Below are 17,123 nucleotides of genomic sequence, written 5' to 3'. Positions count from 1 at the left end.
GCCGCTGGGACGAACCCGCCGACAAGCTCTGGGTGATCACCGAGAAGGAGCAACAGTGAGCACTGTTGCACCGCGAAGGAGCAGAAGTGAGTACTGTTCAGGCGGCCCGTACCGCCATACGTAACGGCGACCGGTTCAACCGCGGTGCGGTGGCGCTGACGATGGGCGGCATCCTGCTGATGACCGCGGCCTGCGGCGGCCCCCACGGCGGGGGCGCCGAGGCCTCCCGCCCGACGGGCACCGCAGCCGCCGCCGGCCCGGCGGCCAGCACCGCGGCCGAGGCTGCGCCGAAGACGTCGGCCGCGGTGCTGGACGTCGAACCGAAGGACGGCTCCCAGGGCGTCGCCCCGGACGCGCTTCAGGTGTCCGTCTCCCAGGGGAAGCTCACCACCGTCGAGGTGACCGACAAGAACGGCAGGCCCGTGCAGGGCTCGCTCACCCCGGACGGCACCGGCTGGAAGCCCGCCGCCTCGCTCGCACCGGGCACGGCGTACACGGTGAACGCCCAGGCGACGGACGCCGACGGCCTCACCGCCGCCGCCACCACCGCGTTCACCACACGCGCGCCCGACAAGCAGGTCTCCACCAACGACAACATCGGTGACGGCCAGACCTACGGCGTGGGCATGATCGTCAAGGTGGAGTTCAGCACGAAGATCGTGAACAAGGACGCCGTCGCCAGGGGCATCACCTTCGCGACCGACAACGGCACCGAGGTGAAGGGCCACTGGTTCGGCGACGACCGGCTGGACTTCCGCCCGGCCGACTACTGGAAGCCGGGCACCAAGGTCACCATCCACTACCGGCTGAAGAGCGTCGAGGTCGCGCCGGGCGTCTACGGCGACGTGGACAAGGACGAGCCGTTCACCATCGGCCGGTCGCAGGTGACCACTGCGGACTCCGCCGCGCACCAGCTCACGATCGTCCGGGACGGCAAGACCACCACCGTGCCGGCCACGCTCGGCGACGACAAGCACCCGTCGTGGGGCGGCACCATGGTGATCATGTCCAAGGAGAAGGTCACCCACATGAACTCCCGGACCGTCGGACTCGGCGACGAGTACGACATCCCCGCCGTCCCGCACGCGATGCGGCTGACCGCGAGCGGCACCTACCTCCACGGCAACTACTGGTACAAGGGCGACCCGTTCGGCAAGGCCAACACCAGCCACGGCTGCGTCTCGCTCAAGGACGTGGAGGGCGGCAGCGACACCTCCGTCGCGGGCGCGTTCTTCAACAGCTCGCTGATCGGCGACGTGGTCAAGGTCGTGAACTCGAAGGAGAAGACGGTCGCCCCCGACAACGGACTCGGCGGCTGGAACATCCTCTGGGCGAACTGGTAACCCCGCCCGTTCGTCCGCACCGTCCGTGACGAACAGGACGGGCGACCGCCGAACCAGGGAGCTCTTCCAGAGCGGCCACCGATCGAATGACGGCCGGGCGGCCGGAGGTCTGGGACGAGCAGGTGGTCGATCTCGCCCGCCTCGGCGTGGCGGATCTGCTGGACGAGCTGCGCACGTTTCTCCGACCACTGAGCCCGAATCCACCGGCCGATAGTCGGTCCAGGGTCCGGACATGAAAACGGAGATGCCCTCTGACCTGGGAAGATGTGACTTGTCTAGGGTTACATCCATCGGGTCTGGAGGGGCATCTCCGGAATGCAGTCTCTCATGCCGCCGCGAGCGGTTTCCGCCGTGTTCGACGAGCCGAACCTGATCGCGGATGCGGGGCTGGTCGCGCTGGTCCGCCTCGCCGAACGGGTCGGCCTGCCGGCCTTGGTCGAGGACAGGCTGCGCATCGACGGTGCCGGCAACAGTGGCGGCGCGAACCCGGTCGCGAAGGTGGTGAGCCTGGTCGCGGCGATGTGTGCCGGGGCCGACTCCATCGACGACACCGACCGGCTGCGGTACGGCGCGATGGGCCTGCTGTTCGGCGGGGTGCGGGCGCCGTCGACACTGGGCACCTTCCTGCGCTCGTTCACCCACGGCCATAACCGGCAACTCCATGCCGTGCACCGGGACTTCCTCGCCCGGCTCGCACGGGCCACTTCACTACTGCCCGGCGCGGACCAGGTGGCGTTCGTCGACATCGACCCCAGCCACCGACGCGTCTACGGCCGCGGCAAGCAGGGCGCCGAGGTCGGCCGGTTCAAGGGCGTGCGCACCCTGCACCCGATCCTGGCCACCCTCTCCACGCCGTTGGCCCGGCCGGTGATCGCGGCCGTCCGGCTGCGGCGGGGCAAGGCTGCCGACGCCCGCGGCGCCGGACCCTTCACCGCCGAGGCCCTGGCCTCCGCCCGACAGACCGGCGCGAGCGGGACGGTGATCGCCCGCGCGGACAGCCAGTTCTACAACGCCGACGTCGTGGCCGCCTGCCGCCGTGCCGGGGCCCGCTTCTCCCTGACCGTGCGGATGAACCCCCACATCGCGGCAGCGATCACGCGGATCCCCGACGACGTTTGGACGCCGATCCGCTACCCCGAGGCGTTCGTCGACCCCGACACCGGCGAGCTGGTCTCCGACGCCGAGGTCGCCGAGACCGAGTACACCGCGTTCACCGGCCGCAAGAAGGCCGAGCAGGTCACCGCTCGCCTGATCGTGCGCCGAGTGCGCCGCCTCAACAGCGAAACAACGGCCGGCCAGGGCGAGTTGTTCACCGCCTGGCGCTACCACCCGGTGTTCACCGACAGCCCGTTCACCATGCTCCAAGCCGAGTACCAACACCGCCAGCACGCCGTCATCGAACAGGTCATCGCGGACGGGAAGTCCGGGCCGCTCGCCCACCTGCCCTCCGGCAGATTCCAGGCCAACAACGCGTGGCTGACCCTGTGGGCGATCGCGTTCAACCTGCTGCGGGCCGCCGGCTGCCTCGCCGGCACCTTCCACGCCCGGGCCACCACCTCCACCCTGCGCGCCCACCTGGTCAACATCCCCGCCCGAATCGCCCGTTCAGCCCGCCGCCTGACGCTCCGCCTGCCCGACCGCTGGCCCTGGCAACACGCCTTCACCGACCTGTTCGACGCCGCCCACGCACCACCGGGCTGATCACCGACCTGACCACCCCGCCCGCCAGGGCCCGACCGGAGCACACGTGGAAGAGCTGGACAGACCAGCGGACACCCCACGCCCTCCGGCCGGATCACCCCGACAGAACCACCAAAACGATCAGTCCGGGAATCAGCCCGGTGGATTCGGGCTGAGTCAGCCACAGCCTCTGCCAGCCGGCCGCTGTCAGCCTCCTGGGAGGCTGATCTTTCCCTCCGAGGTCCCCTTCATGAGCACGTAGGGAGGGAGCAATGGATCGATGAACCGATACCGGAATCGGCGTTGGGTGCCTCGCTTGACGAGGATACCTCCACGGGTTCCGTCCTGTGTGGAGAAGTTCGTCAGGTGATTCGCAAATGCTTGGATCTCGTAGCGCTTCCCTGTGATGAGTGAGAGTTTGTCGCGTACGTCGGGCGCTCCGAAAGTGCCCATCTCGTCCTTCTCTGCCAGGGCACAGGCGAGGAGCACTTCCTGGTAGAGGTTCTCACGATTACTGAACGTCGAACGGTGGTATTTTTCCCGCACGGTCTGGGAGACATTGGTGAGGGCGTTGGAAACGGCCGCATCGAAGTCATCATTGGTGACAATTACGCGACCTTCCCTCACGACGTGAAGTCCGGCGTGTTGGCTAAGCAAGTGAGTGTAGTGGGGCAGCCCTTGCGAGAGTTTTACGACGCGATGCGCGAACCCCTGCCTCACCTTGAGGGTGGCTGACTTCATTCCCTGCGTAACGATCTCCATCAGCTCTTGGTTGGTCATGCGTGGCATTTGAATCTGCACCAAGGCGCGCTGAACGGAGGCGTGTTCGGCGATCAGTTCGTCGATGGTGTCCGCTACCCCGACTAGCCTCGATTTTTCATGACGGTCCGTTGGCGTGGTCGGCGGGCCGTTTCGGCTTGTGTGGGTAGTGGTGGGTAGGCCGAGGGCCCGACTGTCGCGTCGGGTGCGCGTCGGATTCCACGGTTCCGGAGGTGTTCGGCTGCTCGTCGGGGTGGGTCGTTGTCGCTGGTCAGCCAGGGTTCGGTAGTGCTTGCAGCCTGCTGAACGCGGTAGTGATCACGTCGGTCCAGGGCCAGTGGTTGGCCAGGCGGAGGATGCGGCGGCGGCCGGTGGTGACCAGGCGGGCGGCGGCGGAGAACAGTCGCAGCCGCATGCGCTTGGGTTCCCATCTGCGGGTTCGGCCGGTGAGGGCGAGCGTGGGCATCCAGGCGAGGAGGTCCAGGGCGAGTTGGACGATCTCCAGCCAGAGCTGATTTTGGGCGGTGTGGTGCAGGGGGAGATTGCGCAGGCCGGTGTCGCGGGCGGCGCGGATGCGGTCCTCGGCGCGGGCGCGCTGGCGGTGCCGCAGTTCCAGGGCTGCGATCGCGGTTCCGGGGGTGTTGGTGGCGAAGCAGGTCAGGCGCATCCCGTCGGCGTCGGTGAACCTCAACTGGGCTCCGGGGTGCGGTCGTTCCTTGCGGACGATCAGCCGTATTCCCTTCGGCCAGCCGTTGAGGACGTCGCCCGCGAGTTCGGCGACCCAGGCGCCGTCGCGGACCTGGCCGTCGGGTTCGACCGCGGGCGTCCAGGCCGGGGCCGGGACATGGAGCACGGCCTGGTGGACCGCGTCGGTGATCGTCATCCCGACCGAGTAGGACAGCCACCGGCCGCGTGTGGTCAGCCAGTTCAGGAAGTCGTGGGTGCCTCCTGCGGAGTCGGTGCGGATCAGGGTGCGGCGTCCACGCCGGTGGCGCTTGGGAAGTTGGGCCAGGGCGAGCTGGGTGGTGGTGATGTGGTCGGCGGCGGTGTTGCTGCCGGCGTTGCCCGGCCGCAGCAGTGCGGCCACCGGTTCCCCGGAACCACCCGCTCCGTGGTCGACGAACGCGACCAGCGGGTGGTGTCCGAAGGTCCGCTTCCAGGTCGCGGTCGCGTCCTGCTTCTCGGAGTGCGCCAGCACCAGCACTCCGTCGATGTCCACGATCACCTGCCCTCCGGCGTCGGGGGCATCGGCCCCGGCAAGCTTCCAGACCCGTTCGCGGACCTCGGCCCTGGCCCGGCGGATCGCGGTCAGCGCGTGGGGCCCGGCCGCGGCCAGGGTCTCCACCAGGCGCGAGACGGTGGGGTCGGAGGCCACCAGCCCGAACACCTGCGGTTCGGCACGCAGCACGGCCACGTCCGACAGGCAGTCCCCGCCCAGCGCCATCGCCAGGGCCAGGTCCAGCAGCACCTTGCCCGGGTCGTGCACCGCACGCTGTTTGCGCCACGGCGCCAGCGCCGCCGATATCGCTGTGTCCAACCCGGTCTTGCGCACGGTCTCCACCAGCAGCACCCCGCCGGCCTGCGAGACCACCGCACCGCCGTCGCCCTGGACGCGGACGCGCGGGTAGGACCCGATAAGCTTCTTCACCTGGAGAGTGCTTCTTTCCTTGCAGCGGACAGGACCCTAGACAAGTCCCATCGTTGCAGGTCAGAAGCACTCTCCGTTTATTTGATCAAGGTTTGGACGAGCCGCTCATGAAAGCGCGAGGCTAGGACCACCGTGACCGCCACACTCTGATCGGAGAGGATCTTGATGGTGTCCGCAAAGTGGGAGCTGATGGCCGGATCGGTGGGCCTGTCAAACTCATCGATGAAGATCACCGACTCTGGAGCGGCATCCGCAAGCAGCTCGAGTGCCAGCCGCACGTCGTTGGGCGAAGGTTCGCCGGGCGGAAGTTCATCCGCCAGTGACCCAATGGTCACCTTTGTAGTGTTGACGAAGCCGACACCAGGGCGTCTTTCGTCCGTCCGAAAGGTTGCGAGGATAGATCTCCAGATGGACCCGAAGGTGTCGCCACTCGCGCAGGTGTGGTAGCTGGCCCAGGAGCCAGAGTCCAATACCTCCTTCATGACCTTCGCCAATGAGGTCTTGCCGACGCCGCGCTCACCGTAGATGACAGCGTGCTGACCACGCTGGTAGACGACGGACATAAGAGTGTTCATCTGATCAATGCGACCGGCGAACAGGGTGCGATTGGTGATGGGGGCCGATGGGCTGAAGGAGCGCAGCACCAGCTTCCTGCGGGTGTATAGATCAGACTCGCTCACACGCGCACCTCGCTGTAGTCATCAGAACGCAAGTGTTGTAGTATAGCTGTGTTGTGCATGGTTGAAGGTGAGGGTACACGTGGCCTGGGAAATCGTCATCGTCGACGAGGTGCGCGAGTGGTTGCACCTGCTCCGCAAAGAGGACCGTGACACCCTTCGCCTCATCACCGCAGCCTTGGACGTGCTGGAAGGACAGGGGCCGGCGCTTGGGCGCCCGCTCGTGGACGGCATCAAGGGTTCGGATCTTGCGAACCTGAAGGAGCTCAGGCCCGGCTCGGCCGGCGCCAGTGAAGTGCGACTCCTGTTCATCTTCGACCCAAGCCGCCGAGCAGTCGTACTTGTCGCTGGCGACAAGTCCGGCAACTGGACAGGCTGGTACAAGGAAGCCATTCCCCTCGCTGAGAAGCGCTATCGGACCCACTTGGACCCGAAGTGAGCCCGGACCGCCCGCCGACCAAGATCAGAAGAGCCAAGGGGAGAACGTGATGAGCACCAACTGGCGTGACCTGCGCGCTGAACTTATCGAGCCGGACGACGAGGACTCAGTCGACACGCACCGCGGACGCATGCTCGCTGAGGTTCGCGCCCATCGCCTTGCGGAGGCGCGCAAGCGGCGTGACCTCACGCAACAGGCGATGGCCGAGGCGATGGGTATCACGCAGTCCCGAGTCAGTGCCATCGAGCGCGGTGGGCTGAGTCGAACTGAACTCAGCACCTTGGAGTCCTACGTCGCCGCCCTGGGCGGGAAACTGGAGATCGTGGCCGACTTTGGCGACGAGAGGATCATCCTTGGCTAGCCATCTCCCGGTGCTTACGCCACATCGGCCCCGCGCGGTCGCTGGCGCGGGGCCATGACCTGTGGACGCCTCATGACGGGATGAAGTCGCAGGAATGCCAGTGCACTGGTTGGGCTGAACGCCCTCAGGAGTCCGTGCTCCTGGTATGGCTATGAGCGCGTGGCGAGCCCTTCTACTGAACCCGAATCCACCGGGCTGATTCCCGGACTGATCGTTTTGGTGGTTCTGTCGGGGTGATCCGGCCGGAGGGCGTGGGGTGTCCGCTGGTCTGTCCAGCTCTTCCACGTGTGCTCCGGTCGGGCCCTGGCGGGCGGGGTGGTCAGGTCGGTGATCAGCCCGGTGGTGCGTGGGCGGCGTCGAACAGGTCGGTGAAGGCGTGTTGCCAGGGCCAGCGGTCGGGCAGGCGGAGCGTCAGGCGGCGGGCTGAACGGGCGATTCGGGCGGGGATGTTGACCAGGTGGGCGCGCAGGGTGGAGGTGGTGGCCCGGGCGTGGAAGGTGCCGGCGAGGCAGCCGGCGGCCCGCAGCAGGTTGAACGCGATCGCCCACAGGGTCAGCCACGCGTTGTTGGCCTGGAATCTGCCGGAGGGCAGGTGGGCGAGCGGCCCGGACTTCCCGTCCGCGATGACCTGTTCGATGACGGCGTGCTGGCGGTGTTGGTACTCGGCTTGGAGCATGGTGAACGGGCTGTCGGTGAACACCGGGTGGTAGCGCCAGGCGGTGAACAACTCGCCCTGGCCGGCCGTTGTTTCGCTGTTGAGGCGGCGCACTCGGCGCACGATCAGGCGAGCGGTGACCTGCTCGGCCTTCTTGCGGCCGGTGAACGCGGTGTACTCGGTCTCGGCGACCTCGGCGTCGGAGACCAGCTCGCCGGTGTCGGGGTCGACGAACGCCTCGGGGTAGCGGATCGGCGTCCAAACGTCGTCGGGGATCCGCGTGATCGCTGCCGCGATGTGGGGGTTCATCCGCACGGTCAGGGAGAAGCGGGCCCCGGCACGGCGGCAGGCGGCCACGACGTCGGCGTTGTAGAACTGGCTGTCCGCGCGGGCGATCACCGTCCCGCTCGCGCCGGTCTGTCGGGCGGAGGCCAGGGCCTCGGCGGTGAAGGGTCCGGCGCCGCGGGCGTCGGCAGCCTTGCCCCGCCGCAGCCGGACGGCCGCGATCACCGGCCGGGCCAACGGCGTGGAGAGGGTGGCCAGGATCGGGTGCAGGGTGCGCACGCCCTTGAACCGGCCGACCTCGGCGCCCTGCTTGCCGCGGCCGTAGACGCGTCGGTGGCTGGGGTCGATGTCGACGAACGCCACCTGGTCCGCGCCGGGCAGTAGTGAAGTGGCCCGTGCGAGCCGGGCGAGGAAGTCCCGGTGCACGGCATGGAGTTGCCGGTTATGGCCGTGGGTGAACGAGCGCAGGAAGGTGCCCAGTGTCGACGGCGCCCGCACCCCGCCGAACAGCAGGCCCATCGCGCCGTACCGCAGCCGGTCGGTGTCGTCGATGGAGTCGGCCCCGGCACACATCGCCGCGACCAGGCTCACCACCTTCGCGACCGGGTTCGCGCCGCCACTGTTGCCGGCACCGTCGATGCGCAGCCTGTCCTCGACCAAGGCCGGCAGGCCGACCCGTTCGGCGAGGCGGACCAGCGCGACCAGCCCCGCATCCGCGATCAGGTTCGGCTCGTCGAACACGGCGGAAACCGCTCGCGGCGGCATGAGAGACTGCATTCCGGAGATGCCCCTCCAGACCCGATGGATGTAACCCTAGACAAGTCACATCTTCCCAGGTCAGAGGGCATCTCCGTTTTCATGTCCGGACCCTGGACCGACTATCGGCCGGTGGATTCGGGCTGAACCTTCAGGTGGGCTTCGAAGTCCCCATCAAACTTGCTGGCGCTGGGTCGCCGTCAAAGGAGCAGATCGGTGCGTTGCCCTGCGTTGGTCTGAATCGGCGCTCCGAGGGCCCAACCGCAAGATCTTCTCCAGGATTTCCCCAGAGGACGATTGGCGGCGTCAGCGCCGCGACCATGTGCTGTCCGGTCGGATTGTCCCGTTGCGCAGGCTGAGCTGAGGTTCTCAGAGAAGTGATCTCACAAAGAGCCCCCGCAATAGACGGCATCACACTCCTGGCGGGATGCGGCGACGTCAATGCCCAGTTGCTGGTCGTGGGCCCTCCAGACCCGTCCCATCCCGCCCGACCCGAGGAAGCCGACCAGCCGGTAACGACCCGCTATCACACGTGACGGTGCGCTTGCCGGAGTCAACGAGGGCCCCCTGATCGCTGTTGACAGATCGTCATTTTCCCCGGACAGCGTAGAGGAGCAGCGGGCACGCGTCCCTGCGATGCCCGCCCCCATCCGGACGGCGGGCCCCTTCGCGAGGAAGGGCCGCCCGACCGCCGCGTCCGCCCCGCCCGAAGGGGCCGATGTCGTCAGGTGTCGGGGTCGGCGTGGTGGTCGAACTCGCCGTCCTTGACGCCCTGGAGGAACTTGGCGAACTTGAGGGGTGTGGTGCGGACGATGATCTCGCCGTCGTCGGACTCGCGGAGCTCGACCAGGCCGTCGACGGTCCGGACCTCCAGGCATGCGTTGTTCGCGCTTGAGTGCGTGGCCTTCTGCCAGGCGGGACTAGCCATGTTTGCTTTCGATTTCCTTCTGGACGGACTGGATGAGGTCTCGTGACTCGTCCTCCGGGAGAGCCACGGAGTCGATGCGAGCGAGGATCTCCCGGTAGCTCGCGAGTTGAGCCGGCGAGTCGAGGATCAGATGGCCATGGCTGACATCGATCTGGATGGTGTCCAGTTCCTGCACCGGGCCCTCGGCGAAGGTGAGGTTCTCGCTGGGGCCAGGCAGCGATTTGACGTCGAACCGCACTACTCGGATGGAGATCCTCGGGTGGTGCGAGTCCTGGACGAGGGCGCCGAGCTGTTCGATGAGAACCTTCGGTCCGCTGAACTGCATGCGGAGCGCCGCTTCGTGGATGAAAGCGGTGTAGGGAACCGCGCCGGATCGGACGATCTGTTGCCTCTGCAGGCGAAAGGCGATCCGCGTGTCGACGGCTTGGCGGGGCAGGGGCGGAATCGCCCGATCGAATACGGAGGCGGCGTAGTCGGCGGTCTGCAACAGTCCCGGGATGAAGGTGATCGTGTAGGTGGAGATCTTCTCCGCGTGGCCCTCGATCTCGGCCACGTCGAGGAAGGGAGTGCCCAGGGAGCCGCGATGCTCGTCCCACCACCTGACTCCTCGCTCCGAGGCCATGGCGGCGAGGGCTTCGACGAGAGGTCCGTTGGCGCACATGCAGGCTGCCGCGACCGTGCGGAGCCGATCGGCGCTGACGCTGGACTTGCCGTTCTCCATCTGCGTCACCTGGGCAGGACTGACGCCGAGCACGCGGGCGAGGTGGCTGCCGCCGAAACCGGCCTGCTCTCGCATCCTCCGCAGTTCGGCGCCGATGCGGCGCTGACGAAGTGTGGGGTCGTGGCGACCGGGCATGGGTTCCTCTCGGCGTTCTTGTGAGACTAGTGTGCCGCGCCGTCCATGAGAGCGGCCATCCGTCCCACTGGAGAGGGAACTTCCCGGCATCGCACTTAAATTTAAGCCGGAGTCGGCTATGGTCGTCATCGCGTGGATCGGACGGATCGTCAGTAACGCCTACTCACAGGGCAGTAGATACCTGCTGCCCCGCACCGAAGAGCAGCCATGTCCTGGCCTGGCTCACGGCGACGACCCCGCCGACGCGTACCCTCACCCCATCCCGCACGGAGGTCTCCCATGCGTGCCTGCAACCTGCCCGAACCGTACCGATCCCCCGAATCGTCCCGTTCGCCGGAGCCACCCGACTGGTCCGCCGCCCGCGAGGAGCTGCGTGAGGCGATGAGCCTGGTCGGCTGGCCCCCGGACGTCATCCACGACGCCGAACTCGCCCTCTGCGAGCTGTACGTCAACGCCTGGAAGCACGGCGGCAGTCCGGCTCCCGTCGTGGTGGTCGTCGTGCTGGCGAACCGCACACTGCGCGTGTCCGTCTCCGACGACGGCCCGGACCTCCCCGAGGAGCTGCCCTGTTCCGACCCGTACGAGCTGTCCGGCCGGGGCCTGCACCTGGTCCGCAACCTCACCCACCGTTTCGGCGCCGCGCCCCGCAGGACCGGCAAGAGCATCTGGTTCGAGCTGGACGCCGCCGCATGACCGGCGACCACCGCACCGATCCGCTCGGCGACCTGGACCGGGGTGGACCGTGGGAGTCCTGATCCCGCTGGTGCCGCAGCCGGCGCACGTCGAGCGCACCACCGTGCCCTACCTCACCGTCGAACGCGTGCCGGACGCCGCCGTCCAACTCCGCTGCGCGGTCGATCTGGACATCAGCCTCGGCCCCGGTGAGCAGCTCGCGCTTCCGCTCACCCGCGACCAGGCCGAGGAACTCCTGCACGCCCTCGCCGCCCACCTCGGCACCCGGGTCATCCGGCCGCACCGATGAGGAGCGGGACCGCAGGTTTCCTCGCCGGTGCGGCCCTGCTGACCCTCCTCGCGCTCGCGCTCGTCACGGTGGCCCTGGGGGTCCTGGCGACGCTCAGGGCGCCGCATCCCGACGAGCAGGCGCTCGCTCCGCCGACCCCGATCACCCGCCACGGGCGCTGGGAGCTCCGCCGCCTCCCCGACGGAAGCAGCGAGTACTCCTGGATCGCCCGCCAGGCCGGTCACTTCGGCCCCGAGACCCACCACCCGGAGACTGATATCCCCGAGACTGAAATCCCCGCGCCGCACATCCCCCAGACGCACATCCCGGCGACCCGGCCTCGGCCCGGTCGCCACCGCAGGCGCCCCGGCATACCCGCCTGACCCGGGCCGACCCGTCGCCTCGTCTCAGGCGCCGAGCAGGTGCTGCAGCTCGTCCAGGACGGCGTTGGCGCCGGTGTAACCCACGCCCTGGAACCAGAGCCGGTCGTCGACCGGGAAGGCGCGGTGCGCCCGGACCGCGCCCAGGGCCTGCCAGCCGGGGGAGGCCAGGGTGGCGGTCGCACCGGAGGCCACCGGGTCGCCGTAGGTCGCGTACAGGATGAAGTCGCCGTCGGCGCGGGCGATCTGGTCGGCGGGGAGGTCGATCTCGGCCTGGTCGGTGTCCTGCGGGTCGGGGCGGCCCAGCTGGACGTCGGTCAGCAGGGTGCCGGGGAAGCTCTGGCGTCCGTACATCCGGGGCGGGGCGTTCTCGGCGAACCGGACGAGGCTGATCCGCCGGCCGCCGAGCCCGGCCGCGGCCAGGGCCTGCGCGACCTGCGCGGCGTGCCGCTGGTAGGCGGTGGTGAAGGCGTCGGCCGCCGCACGGCGGTCCAGGGCCTGGGCGTGCTGCAGGAAGTTGCTCTTCCAGACCTGGGCGGCGGCCGGGGTGAGGAGGGTCGGGGCGACCCGCCGGAGCGTCTCGTAGTGGGCACCGTCGCTGACCTGGTTGCCGAGGACGAGGTCCGGTCGCAGCCTCCGGACGACGGCGGTGTCCGGGGCGCCGATCTCGCCGACCGTGGTGATCTCGGCGAGTCGGGAGGCGGGCCAGTAGTCGGGCAGGCCGGTGTCGGCCGGGGCCCGGGCGGCACCGACCGGGGTGATGCCGAGGGTCATGGCGGAGTCGAGCGCGGCGGTGTCCAGGACGACGACGCGCGGGCCCGGCGGCGGCGTGGTCGCGGAGGCCGCGCTGTCGGCGGTGGTGGCGGTGGTGCCCGCGCAGGCGGTGAGGCCCGCTCCGCCGAGGCCCAGCCCGGCGAGCCCGGCGAGCAGCGTCCGCCGGGCGAGCCGGTGCGGGATCTGACCAGGCATCGGGACCTCTCGGACGTCGGTCGGGCGGCCCCGCCGGTTCGGCGGCCGTTCGATGCGTCGATTATGTCCGGATTGTCACTGGAGGTCGGCCGTTACCGCCCAGGGCGCGCCCGGTACCACCAGCGGAGTACCCGTGACCGGGTCCGGGACGATCACCGACTCCAGGCCGAAGACCTCGCGAACCAGCGCGGCGGTGACGATCTCGGTCGGGGCGCCCTGCGCGACGATCCTCCCGTCGCGCATCGCGACCAGGTGGTCCGCGTACCGGGCGGCCTGGTTGAGGTCGTGCAGCACGGCGACCACGGTGCGTCCCTTCTCCACGTTCAGCCGGCGCACCAGATCGAGCACCTCGACCTGGTGGGCGATGTCCAGGAAGGTGGTCGGCTCGTCCAGCAGCAGGATGTCGGTGCCCTGGGCGAGCGCCATCGCGATCCAGGCCCGCTGTCGCTGGCCCCCGGACAGCTCGTCCACGCTGCGGTCGGCCAGCTCGGCGGTGGAGGTGCGCAGCAGCGCCTCGGCGACGGCCTCCTCGTCCTCGGCCGACCACTGCTGCCACCAGCTCTGGTGCGGCTGGCGCCCGCGCGCGACCAGGTCGCCGACCGTGATGCCCTCCGGCGCCAGCGGGGACTGCGGAAGCAGGCCGATCCGCTGGGCGATCCGCCGGGTGGGCACCCGCGCCAGCTCGGAGCCGTCCAGCAGCACGGCTCCGCGGGTGGGCCTCAGCAGCCGCCCCAGCGCCCGCAGCAGGGTGGACTTGCCGCAGGCGTTCGGCCCCACGATCACGGTGACCCGGCCGTCGGGGACGGCGAGGTCCAGCCCCTCCACGACCGTGCGCGCCTCGTACGCGAGCGTGAGGTCCCGTGCCTCCAGGCGGTGGGCGGTCGTCAGGGGCGCGGTCATCAGGAGCCTCCACGGCGGGATCGGACGAGCAGCCACATCAGGTACGGCGCGCCCACCAGGCCGGTCACCACGCCGACGGGCAGTTCGACGGGGGCGAGCAGTCGGCGGGCGAGCAGGTCGGCGAGGACGACCAGCACCGAGCCGGTGAGCGCCGAGCAGAGCAGCGGGATCTGCGCCGAGCGCGCCAGGCGCAGGGCGATCTGCGGGGCCGTCAACGCGACGAAGTCCACCGGCCCGGCCGCGCCCGCCGCGCAGGAGGCCAGCACGACACCCAGCAGCGCCATGCCCAGGCGGATGCGGTCCAGCCGCAGGCCGAGGCCGACGGCGGTGGCGTCGTCGAAGGAGATGCCGCGCTGCGCCCGGGCGGCCCAGAGCACGGCGGGTACGGCGGCCACCAGCACCCGGAGGAGCCAGTCGAACTGGTCCTGGCCCGCCCCGTTCAGGCTGCCGGTCATCCAGACCTTGGCCTGCTGGGCCTGGAGGCCGTCACCCTTGGTCAGGAAGACGGTGGTGAGCGAGGACAGCGCGACGCTGACGCCGATGCCGACCAGCACGAAGCGCTGCGCGTGCATGCCGCGCCGCCAGGCGAGCGCGTACACCAGCAGCCCGGCCGCCAGTCCGCCCGCCACCGCCGCGTACGGCACCTGGCCGGTGGAGCCGACCACTCCGTACGCGAGCAGGCCGACCACCAGGGCGGCCGCGCCGTGCGAGACCCCGATGACGTCCGGGCCGGCCAGCGGGTTGCGGGCGACGGTCTGGATCAGCGCACCGGCCAGCCCGAGGGCGAGCCCGACCAGCAGGCCGACCTCGATCCGGGGCAGCCGGAACTCGCCGACCACGAGCCGGTCCGGGCTGGGGCGCCCGAGGAGCACCTTGAGCACCTCGGCCGGGGAGAGCGTGGACTCGCCGAGGCAGAGCGAGGCGACCGCCACGGCGGCGAGCACCAGCAGCAGGGCGGCGGCGACCAGTACGGAGCGGCGGTGCAGCAGGAAGGAGGCGCGTCCGGCGCGCAGCACCCGGTAACCGGCGGGCGTGGCTCTCCGGGTGGAGCCGGGGGTGACGGCGGCGCTCACGCGGCCACCACCGTGCGCCGGCGCACCAGTGCGACCAGCACCGGCACACCGACCAGTGCGGTCATCACCCCGGCCGGCACCTCGGAGGGCGGGAAGAGCACCCGCCCGAGCGCGTCCGCCAGCAGCAGCAGCGCCGGCCCGAGCAGCGCGGAGAGGGTCAGCACCCAGCGGTGGTCGGCGCCGACCAGTGCGCGGGCGGCGTGCGGCACGGCGAGTCCGACGAAGGCGATCGGTCCGGCGGCGGCCACCGCCGAGCCGGTCAGCACGGTCGCGCCGAGTGCCCCGACGAGCCGCACCAGGCCGGTCCTCGCGCCGAGCCCCTTGGCCGTGTCGTCGCCCAGGGCCAGCGCGTCCAGACCGCGGGCGACGGTGAACACCAGGACCGTGCCGGCCGCGAGGAACGGCATCAGCTGCCAGGCCACGTCCGCGGAGCGGCCGGAGAGCGAGCCCACCTGCCAGAAGCGGAAGCGGTCCATGGTGGCGGCGTCGGTGGTGAGCACCAGGGAGTTGAGTGAGGCGATGAACGCCGACATCGCCGCGCCGGCCAGCGCGAGCCTGATCGGCGTCGCCCCGCCCCGGCCGTGCCCGGCCAGTGCGTACACCAGCACGGTGGCGAGGGCGGCGCCGACGAAGCCGAACCAGACGTAACCGGTGAGCGAGCCGACCCCGAAGGCGGAGATCGCCAGCACCACGCCGGCCGCCGCGCCCTGGCTGACGCCGAGGATGCCGGGGTCGGCGATCGGGTTGCGGGTGATGCCCTGCATGACGGTGCCGGCCAGGCCGAGGGCCGCGCCGACGGCGAGGCCGACGACCGTGCGGGGCACCCGCAGCTCCCTGACGACGACGGCGTCGGTGGAGTCGCCGCCGTGCAGCAGCGCCGACACCGTCTCGCCGAACGGGATGGTGCGGCTGCCGACGGCCAGGCTCAGCAGCACCGCGACGACCAGGACGGTCAGCGCGGCCGCGAGCCACAGCACCCGGCGGCGCAGCAGCCGCCGTCGGCCGGGCGCGGACGAGGGGGCGGGCGCGGACGAGGGGGCGGGCGAGGGCGAGGGGGCGGGTGCGGGAGAGGTCGCGGAGGGCGGCCCGGGGGCGGGCGGGGGCACGGGGGCGGCGGTCGTGGGATCCATCTCGAAAGTAGCTTAGGCTAAGCTAATTTCTCGGCCCGGGCCGGGGTGGATCGCGGGCGAACCGGCCGTTCGACCGCTTCGCATAGCCTGGCCCCATGCCTTCGACTCCCGCTGCCGTGCCGGCCGCCCCGTTCACGGTCGGCTTCGACCTCGACATGACCCTGCTGGACACCCGGCCGGGCATCAGGGCCACGTATCTGGCGCTCTCCGCCGAGACCGGCACCTACATCGACAGCGACCTGGTCGTCACCCGCCTCGGCCCGCCGCTGCTCGACGAGCTCCGCAACTGGTTCGCCGCCGATCGGCTGCCGGAGGTCGCCGCCCGCTACCGGGCGCTCTACCGGGAGCTGGCGCTCGCGCCGACCGTGGCCCTGCCCGGCGCCCACGCCGCCGTCGAGGCCGTCCGCGCCGCGGGCGGGCGGGTGGCGGTGATCACCGGCAAGTACGAGCCGAACGCGCTGCTGCACCTGGAGCACGCGGGCCTGCACGCCGACGTCCTGGTCGGCGACCTGTGGGCGGAAGGCAAGGGCGACGCCCTGCGCGAGCACGGCGCCGGCGTGTACGTCGGTGACCACCTGGGCGACATCCGGGGAGCGCGCCGGGCCGGGGCGGTCGCGGTGGGGGTGGCCACCGGGCCCTACGGCGCGGACGAGCTGCTGGCGGCCGGCGCGGACGTGGTGCTGGCGGACCTGACGGAGTTCCCCGCCTGGCTCGCCGGGCACCTGGCCCCCGCCGAGGTCTAGGCGGTGGTCCGGGCGGTGGTCCGGGCCTCGTCGGCGGCGGCCGCGCGGCGGCGCTGGGCGCGGGCCGAGAGGAGCAGCCCGACCAGCGAGATCAGGAAGCCCAGCGGCATCAGCATGCTCAGCCAGTACGCCGCCGTCGGCAGCGGCGTGAGGTGGAAGAACAGCGGGACGAAGGTCACCAGGGTGGCCACCGCGCCCACGGCGAAGACGATCGCGCCGGCCCGGACGTAGCCGTCGCCGCGGTCGGTGCTCTGGCTGCTCACTCGGTGCTCCTCGGGCGGGGCGGCGGGCTCCTCCGGCTGGGGTCCGCGGTCGGCCCCCAGTCTCGCAGAGGCCCGACCGGCGCCGTGGCGCCGCCCGGTGGCGAGCCTCGTCACGTTGCGCAGTTTCACGGGCGCTGGGAGTTTCGATGGCTGCTGGGCGGGGGTATGCAGGCTGTGCACGGGGTGCGGCAGGTGCACCCCGCTCTCCGATCGGGGGTGTGAGCCGGTGGACAACGCCCTGTCGCGACCCGGCCGTGCCAGGCCCGGTCCGGCCCCGTCCGCCAGATCCGCGCCGGGGCCTTTCGCACCTCATCGGC

19 protein-coding genes are annotated in these 17,123 nt (G+C 70.4%); 8 read left to right on the top strand and 11 right to left on the bottom strand.

Going from position 1 to position 17,123, the window contains the following annotated elements; all coding sequences use genetic code 11:
- Positions 1–86 precede the first annotated feature (86 nt).
- The gene (locus tag OG823_RS14950) at positions 87–1,343 is read left to right on the top strand and encodes an Ig-like domain-containing protein (protein ID WP_371480022.1); all 1,257 of its coding nucleotides are present in this window, start codon (positions 87–89) and stop codon (positions 1,341–1,343) included.
- 315 nt (positions 1,344–1,658) lie between these two features.
- Positions 1,659–3,044, top strand: coding sequence for an IS1380 family transposase (locus OG823_RS14945; RefSeq protein ID WP_371480016.1), 1,386 nt, complete (start codon positions 1,659–1,661; stop codon positions 3,042–3,044).
- A 186-nt stretch (positions 3,045–3,230) separates the two neighbouring features.
- Here the strand turns inward: OG823_RS14945 and OG823_RS14940 are convergent, their stop codons facing one another.
- The 3 genes from OG823_RS14940 to OG823_RS14930 form a co-directional block, all read right to left on the bottom strand.
- The gene (locus OG823_RS14940) at positions 3,231–3,803 is read right to left on the bottom strand and encodes a hypothetical protein (RefSeq protein WP_371480021.1); all 573 of its coding nucleotides are present in this window, start codon (positions 3,801–3,803) and stop codon (positions 3,231–3,233) included.
- A 250-nt stretch (positions 3,804–4,053) separates the two neighbouring features.
- The gene (locus tag OG823_RS14935) at positions 4,054–5,430 is read right to left on the bottom strand and encodes an IS1380 family transposase (protein WP_371480020.1); all 1,377 of its coding nucleotides are present in this window, start codon (positions 5,428–5,430) and stop codon (positions 4,054–4,056) included.
- 77 nt (positions 5,431–5,507) lie between these two features.
- Complete coding sequence (locus OG823_RS14930) at positions 5,508–6,110, bottom strand: ATP-binding protein (protein ID WP_371480019.1); 603 nt, start codon at positions 6,108–6,110, stop codon at positions 5,508–5,510.
- A 79-nt stretch (positions 6,111–6,189) separates the two neighbouring features.
- Between OG823_RS14930 and OG823_RS14925 the strand changes: the two genes are divergently transcribed.
- Together OG823_RS14925 and OG823_RS14920 are read left to right on the top strand one after the other, a co-directional pair.
- The gene (locus OG823_RS14925; RefSeq protein ID WP_371480018.1) at positions 6,190–6,546 is read left to right on the top strand and encodes a type II toxin-antitoxin system RelE/ParE family toxin; all 357 of its coding nucleotides are present in this window, start codon (positions 6,190–6,192) and stop codon (positions 6,544–6,546) included.
- Positions 6,547–6,595: 49 nt separating this feature from the next.
- Positions 6,596–6,907 carry an XRE family transcriptional regulator gene (locus OG823_RS14920; protein WP_371480017.1) on the top strand — a complete coding sequence of 104 codons (312 nt, stop codon included), beginning with the start codon at positions 6,596–6,598 and terminating at the stop codon, positions 6,905–6,907.
- Positions 6,908–7,238: 331 nt separating this feature from the next.
- Here OG823_RS14920 and OG823_RS14915 read toward each other — a convergent pair whose 3' ends face one another.
- The 3 genes from OG823_RS14915 to OG823_RS14905 all read right to left on the bottom strand — a co-directional run bounded on the left by OG823_RS14915 (position 7,239) and on the right by OG823_RS14905 (position 10,387).
- On the bottom strand, positions 7,239–8,624 hold the full coding sequence (locus tag OG823_RS14915; RefSeq protein ID WP_371480016.1) for an IS1380 family transposase: 1,386 nt from the start codon (positions 8,622–8,624) through the stop codon (positions 7,239–7,241).
- Positions 8,625–9,327: 703 nt separating this feature from the next.
- The gene (locus OG823_RS14910; RefSeq protein ID WP_371480015.1) at positions 9,328–9,531 is read right to left on the bottom strand and encodes a DUF397 domain-containing protein; all 204 of its coding nucleotides are present in this window, start codon (positions 9,529–9,531) and stop codon (positions 9,328–9,330) included.
- The gene (locus tag OG823_RS14905; RefSeq protein WP_371480014.1) at positions 9,524–10,387 is read right to left on the bottom strand and encodes a helix-turn-helix domain-containing protein; all 864 of its coding nucleotides are present in this window, start codon (positions 10,385–10,387) and stop codon (positions 9,524–9,526) included. The genes OG823_RS14910 and OG823_RS14905 overlap by 8 nt, the downstream gene beginning before the upstream one ends.
- 279 nt (positions 10,388–10,666) lie before the next feature.
- On the opposite strand from OG823_RS14905, the gene OG823_RS14900 reads away from it, so the two are divergent.
- From OG823_RS14900 to OG823_RS14890, 3 genes are read left to right on the top strand one after another with little or no spacing between them, the layout of a single operon-like run.
- Positions 10,667–11,080 (top strand): ATP-binding protein, encoded by a 414-nt coding sequence (locus tag OG823_RS14900; protein ID WP_371480013.1) that lies wholly within the window; start codon positions 10,667–10,669, stop codon positions 11,078–11,080.
- A gap of 49 nt (positions 11,081–11,129) precedes the next feature.
- Positions 11,130–11,369, top strand: coding sequence for a hypothetical protein (locus tag OG823_RS14895; RefSeq protein WP_371480012.1), 240 nt, complete (start codon positions 11,130–11,132; stop codon positions 11,367–11,369).
- Positions 11,366–11,731: a hypothetical protein gene (locus tag OG823_RS14890; RefSeq protein ID WP_371480011.1), complete on the top strand. Its 366-nt coding sequence runs from the start codon at positions 11,366–11,368 to the stop codon at positions 11,729–11,731. The genes OG823_RS14895 and OG823_RS14890 overlap by 4 nt, the downstream gene beginning before the upstream one ends.
- Before the next feature lie 24 nt (positions 11,732–11,755).
- Here OG823_RS14890 and OG823_RS14885 read toward each other — a convergent pair whose 3' ends face one another.
- From OG823_RS14885 to OG823_RS14870, 4 genes are all read right to left on the bottom strand, one after another.
- Positions 11,756–12,697, bottom strand: a complete 942-nt coding sequence (locus OG823_RS14885) for an ABC transporter substrate-binding protein (RefSeq protein WP_371480010.1) — start codon at positions 12,695–12,697, stop codon at positions 11,756–11,758.
- A 75-nt stretch (positions 12,698–12,772) separates the two neighbouring features.
- Complete coding sequence (locus OG823_RS14880; RefSeq protein WP_371480009.1) at positions 12,773–13,597, bottom strand: ABC transporter ATP-binding protein; 825 nt, start codon at positions 13,595–13,597, stop codon at positions 12,773–12,775.
- Positions 13,597–14,670, bottom strand: coding sequence for a FecCD family ABC transporter permease (locus OG823_RS14875; RefSeq protein ID WP_371480008.1), 1,074 nt, complete (start codon positions 14,668–14,670; stop codon positions 13,597–13,599). Before OG823_RS14875 ends, OG823_RS14880 begins: the two co-directional genes overlap by 1 nt.
- A complete protein-coding gene (locus OG823_RS14870; RefSeq protein WP_371480007.1) occupies positions 14,667–15,800 on the bottom strand; it encodes a FecCD family ABC transporter permease in 1,134 nt (377 codons plus the stop codon). Before OG823_RS14870 ends, OG823_RS14875 begins: the two co-directional genes overlap by 4 nt.
- Positions 15,801–15,895: 95 nt before the next feature.
- Here OG823_RS14870 and OG823_RS14865 point away from each other — a divergent pair, with 95 nt between their 5' ends.
- Positions 15,896–16,543, top strand: a complete 648-nt coding sequence (locus OG823_RS14865) for an HAD family hydrolase (protein WP_371480006.1) — start codon at positions 15,896–15,898, stop codon at positions 16,541–16,543.
- Here the strand turns inward: OG823_RS14865 and OG823_RS14860 are convergent.
- The gene (locus tag OG823_RS14860; protein WP_371480004.1) at positions 16,540–16,806 is read right to left on the bottom strand and encodes a hypothetical protein; all 267 of its coding nucleotides are present in this window, start codon (positions 16,804–16,806) and stop codon (positions 16,540–16,542) included. The two genes, OG823_RS14865 and OG823_RS14860, sit on opposite strands and share 4 nt — an antisense overlap.
- Between the last annotated feature and the right edge of the window lie 317 nt (positions 16,807–17,123).

This window comes from Kitasatospora sp. NBC_00315, assembly GCF_041435095.1.
In the GTDB taxonomy this organism is placed as follows: domain Bacteria; phylum Actinomycetota; class Actinomycetes; order Streptomycetales; family Streptomycetaceae; genus Kitasatospora.
The sequence above is the reverse complement of the archived record's forward strand: the minus strand, read 5'-3'. Positions and strand labels throughout refer to the sequence as shown.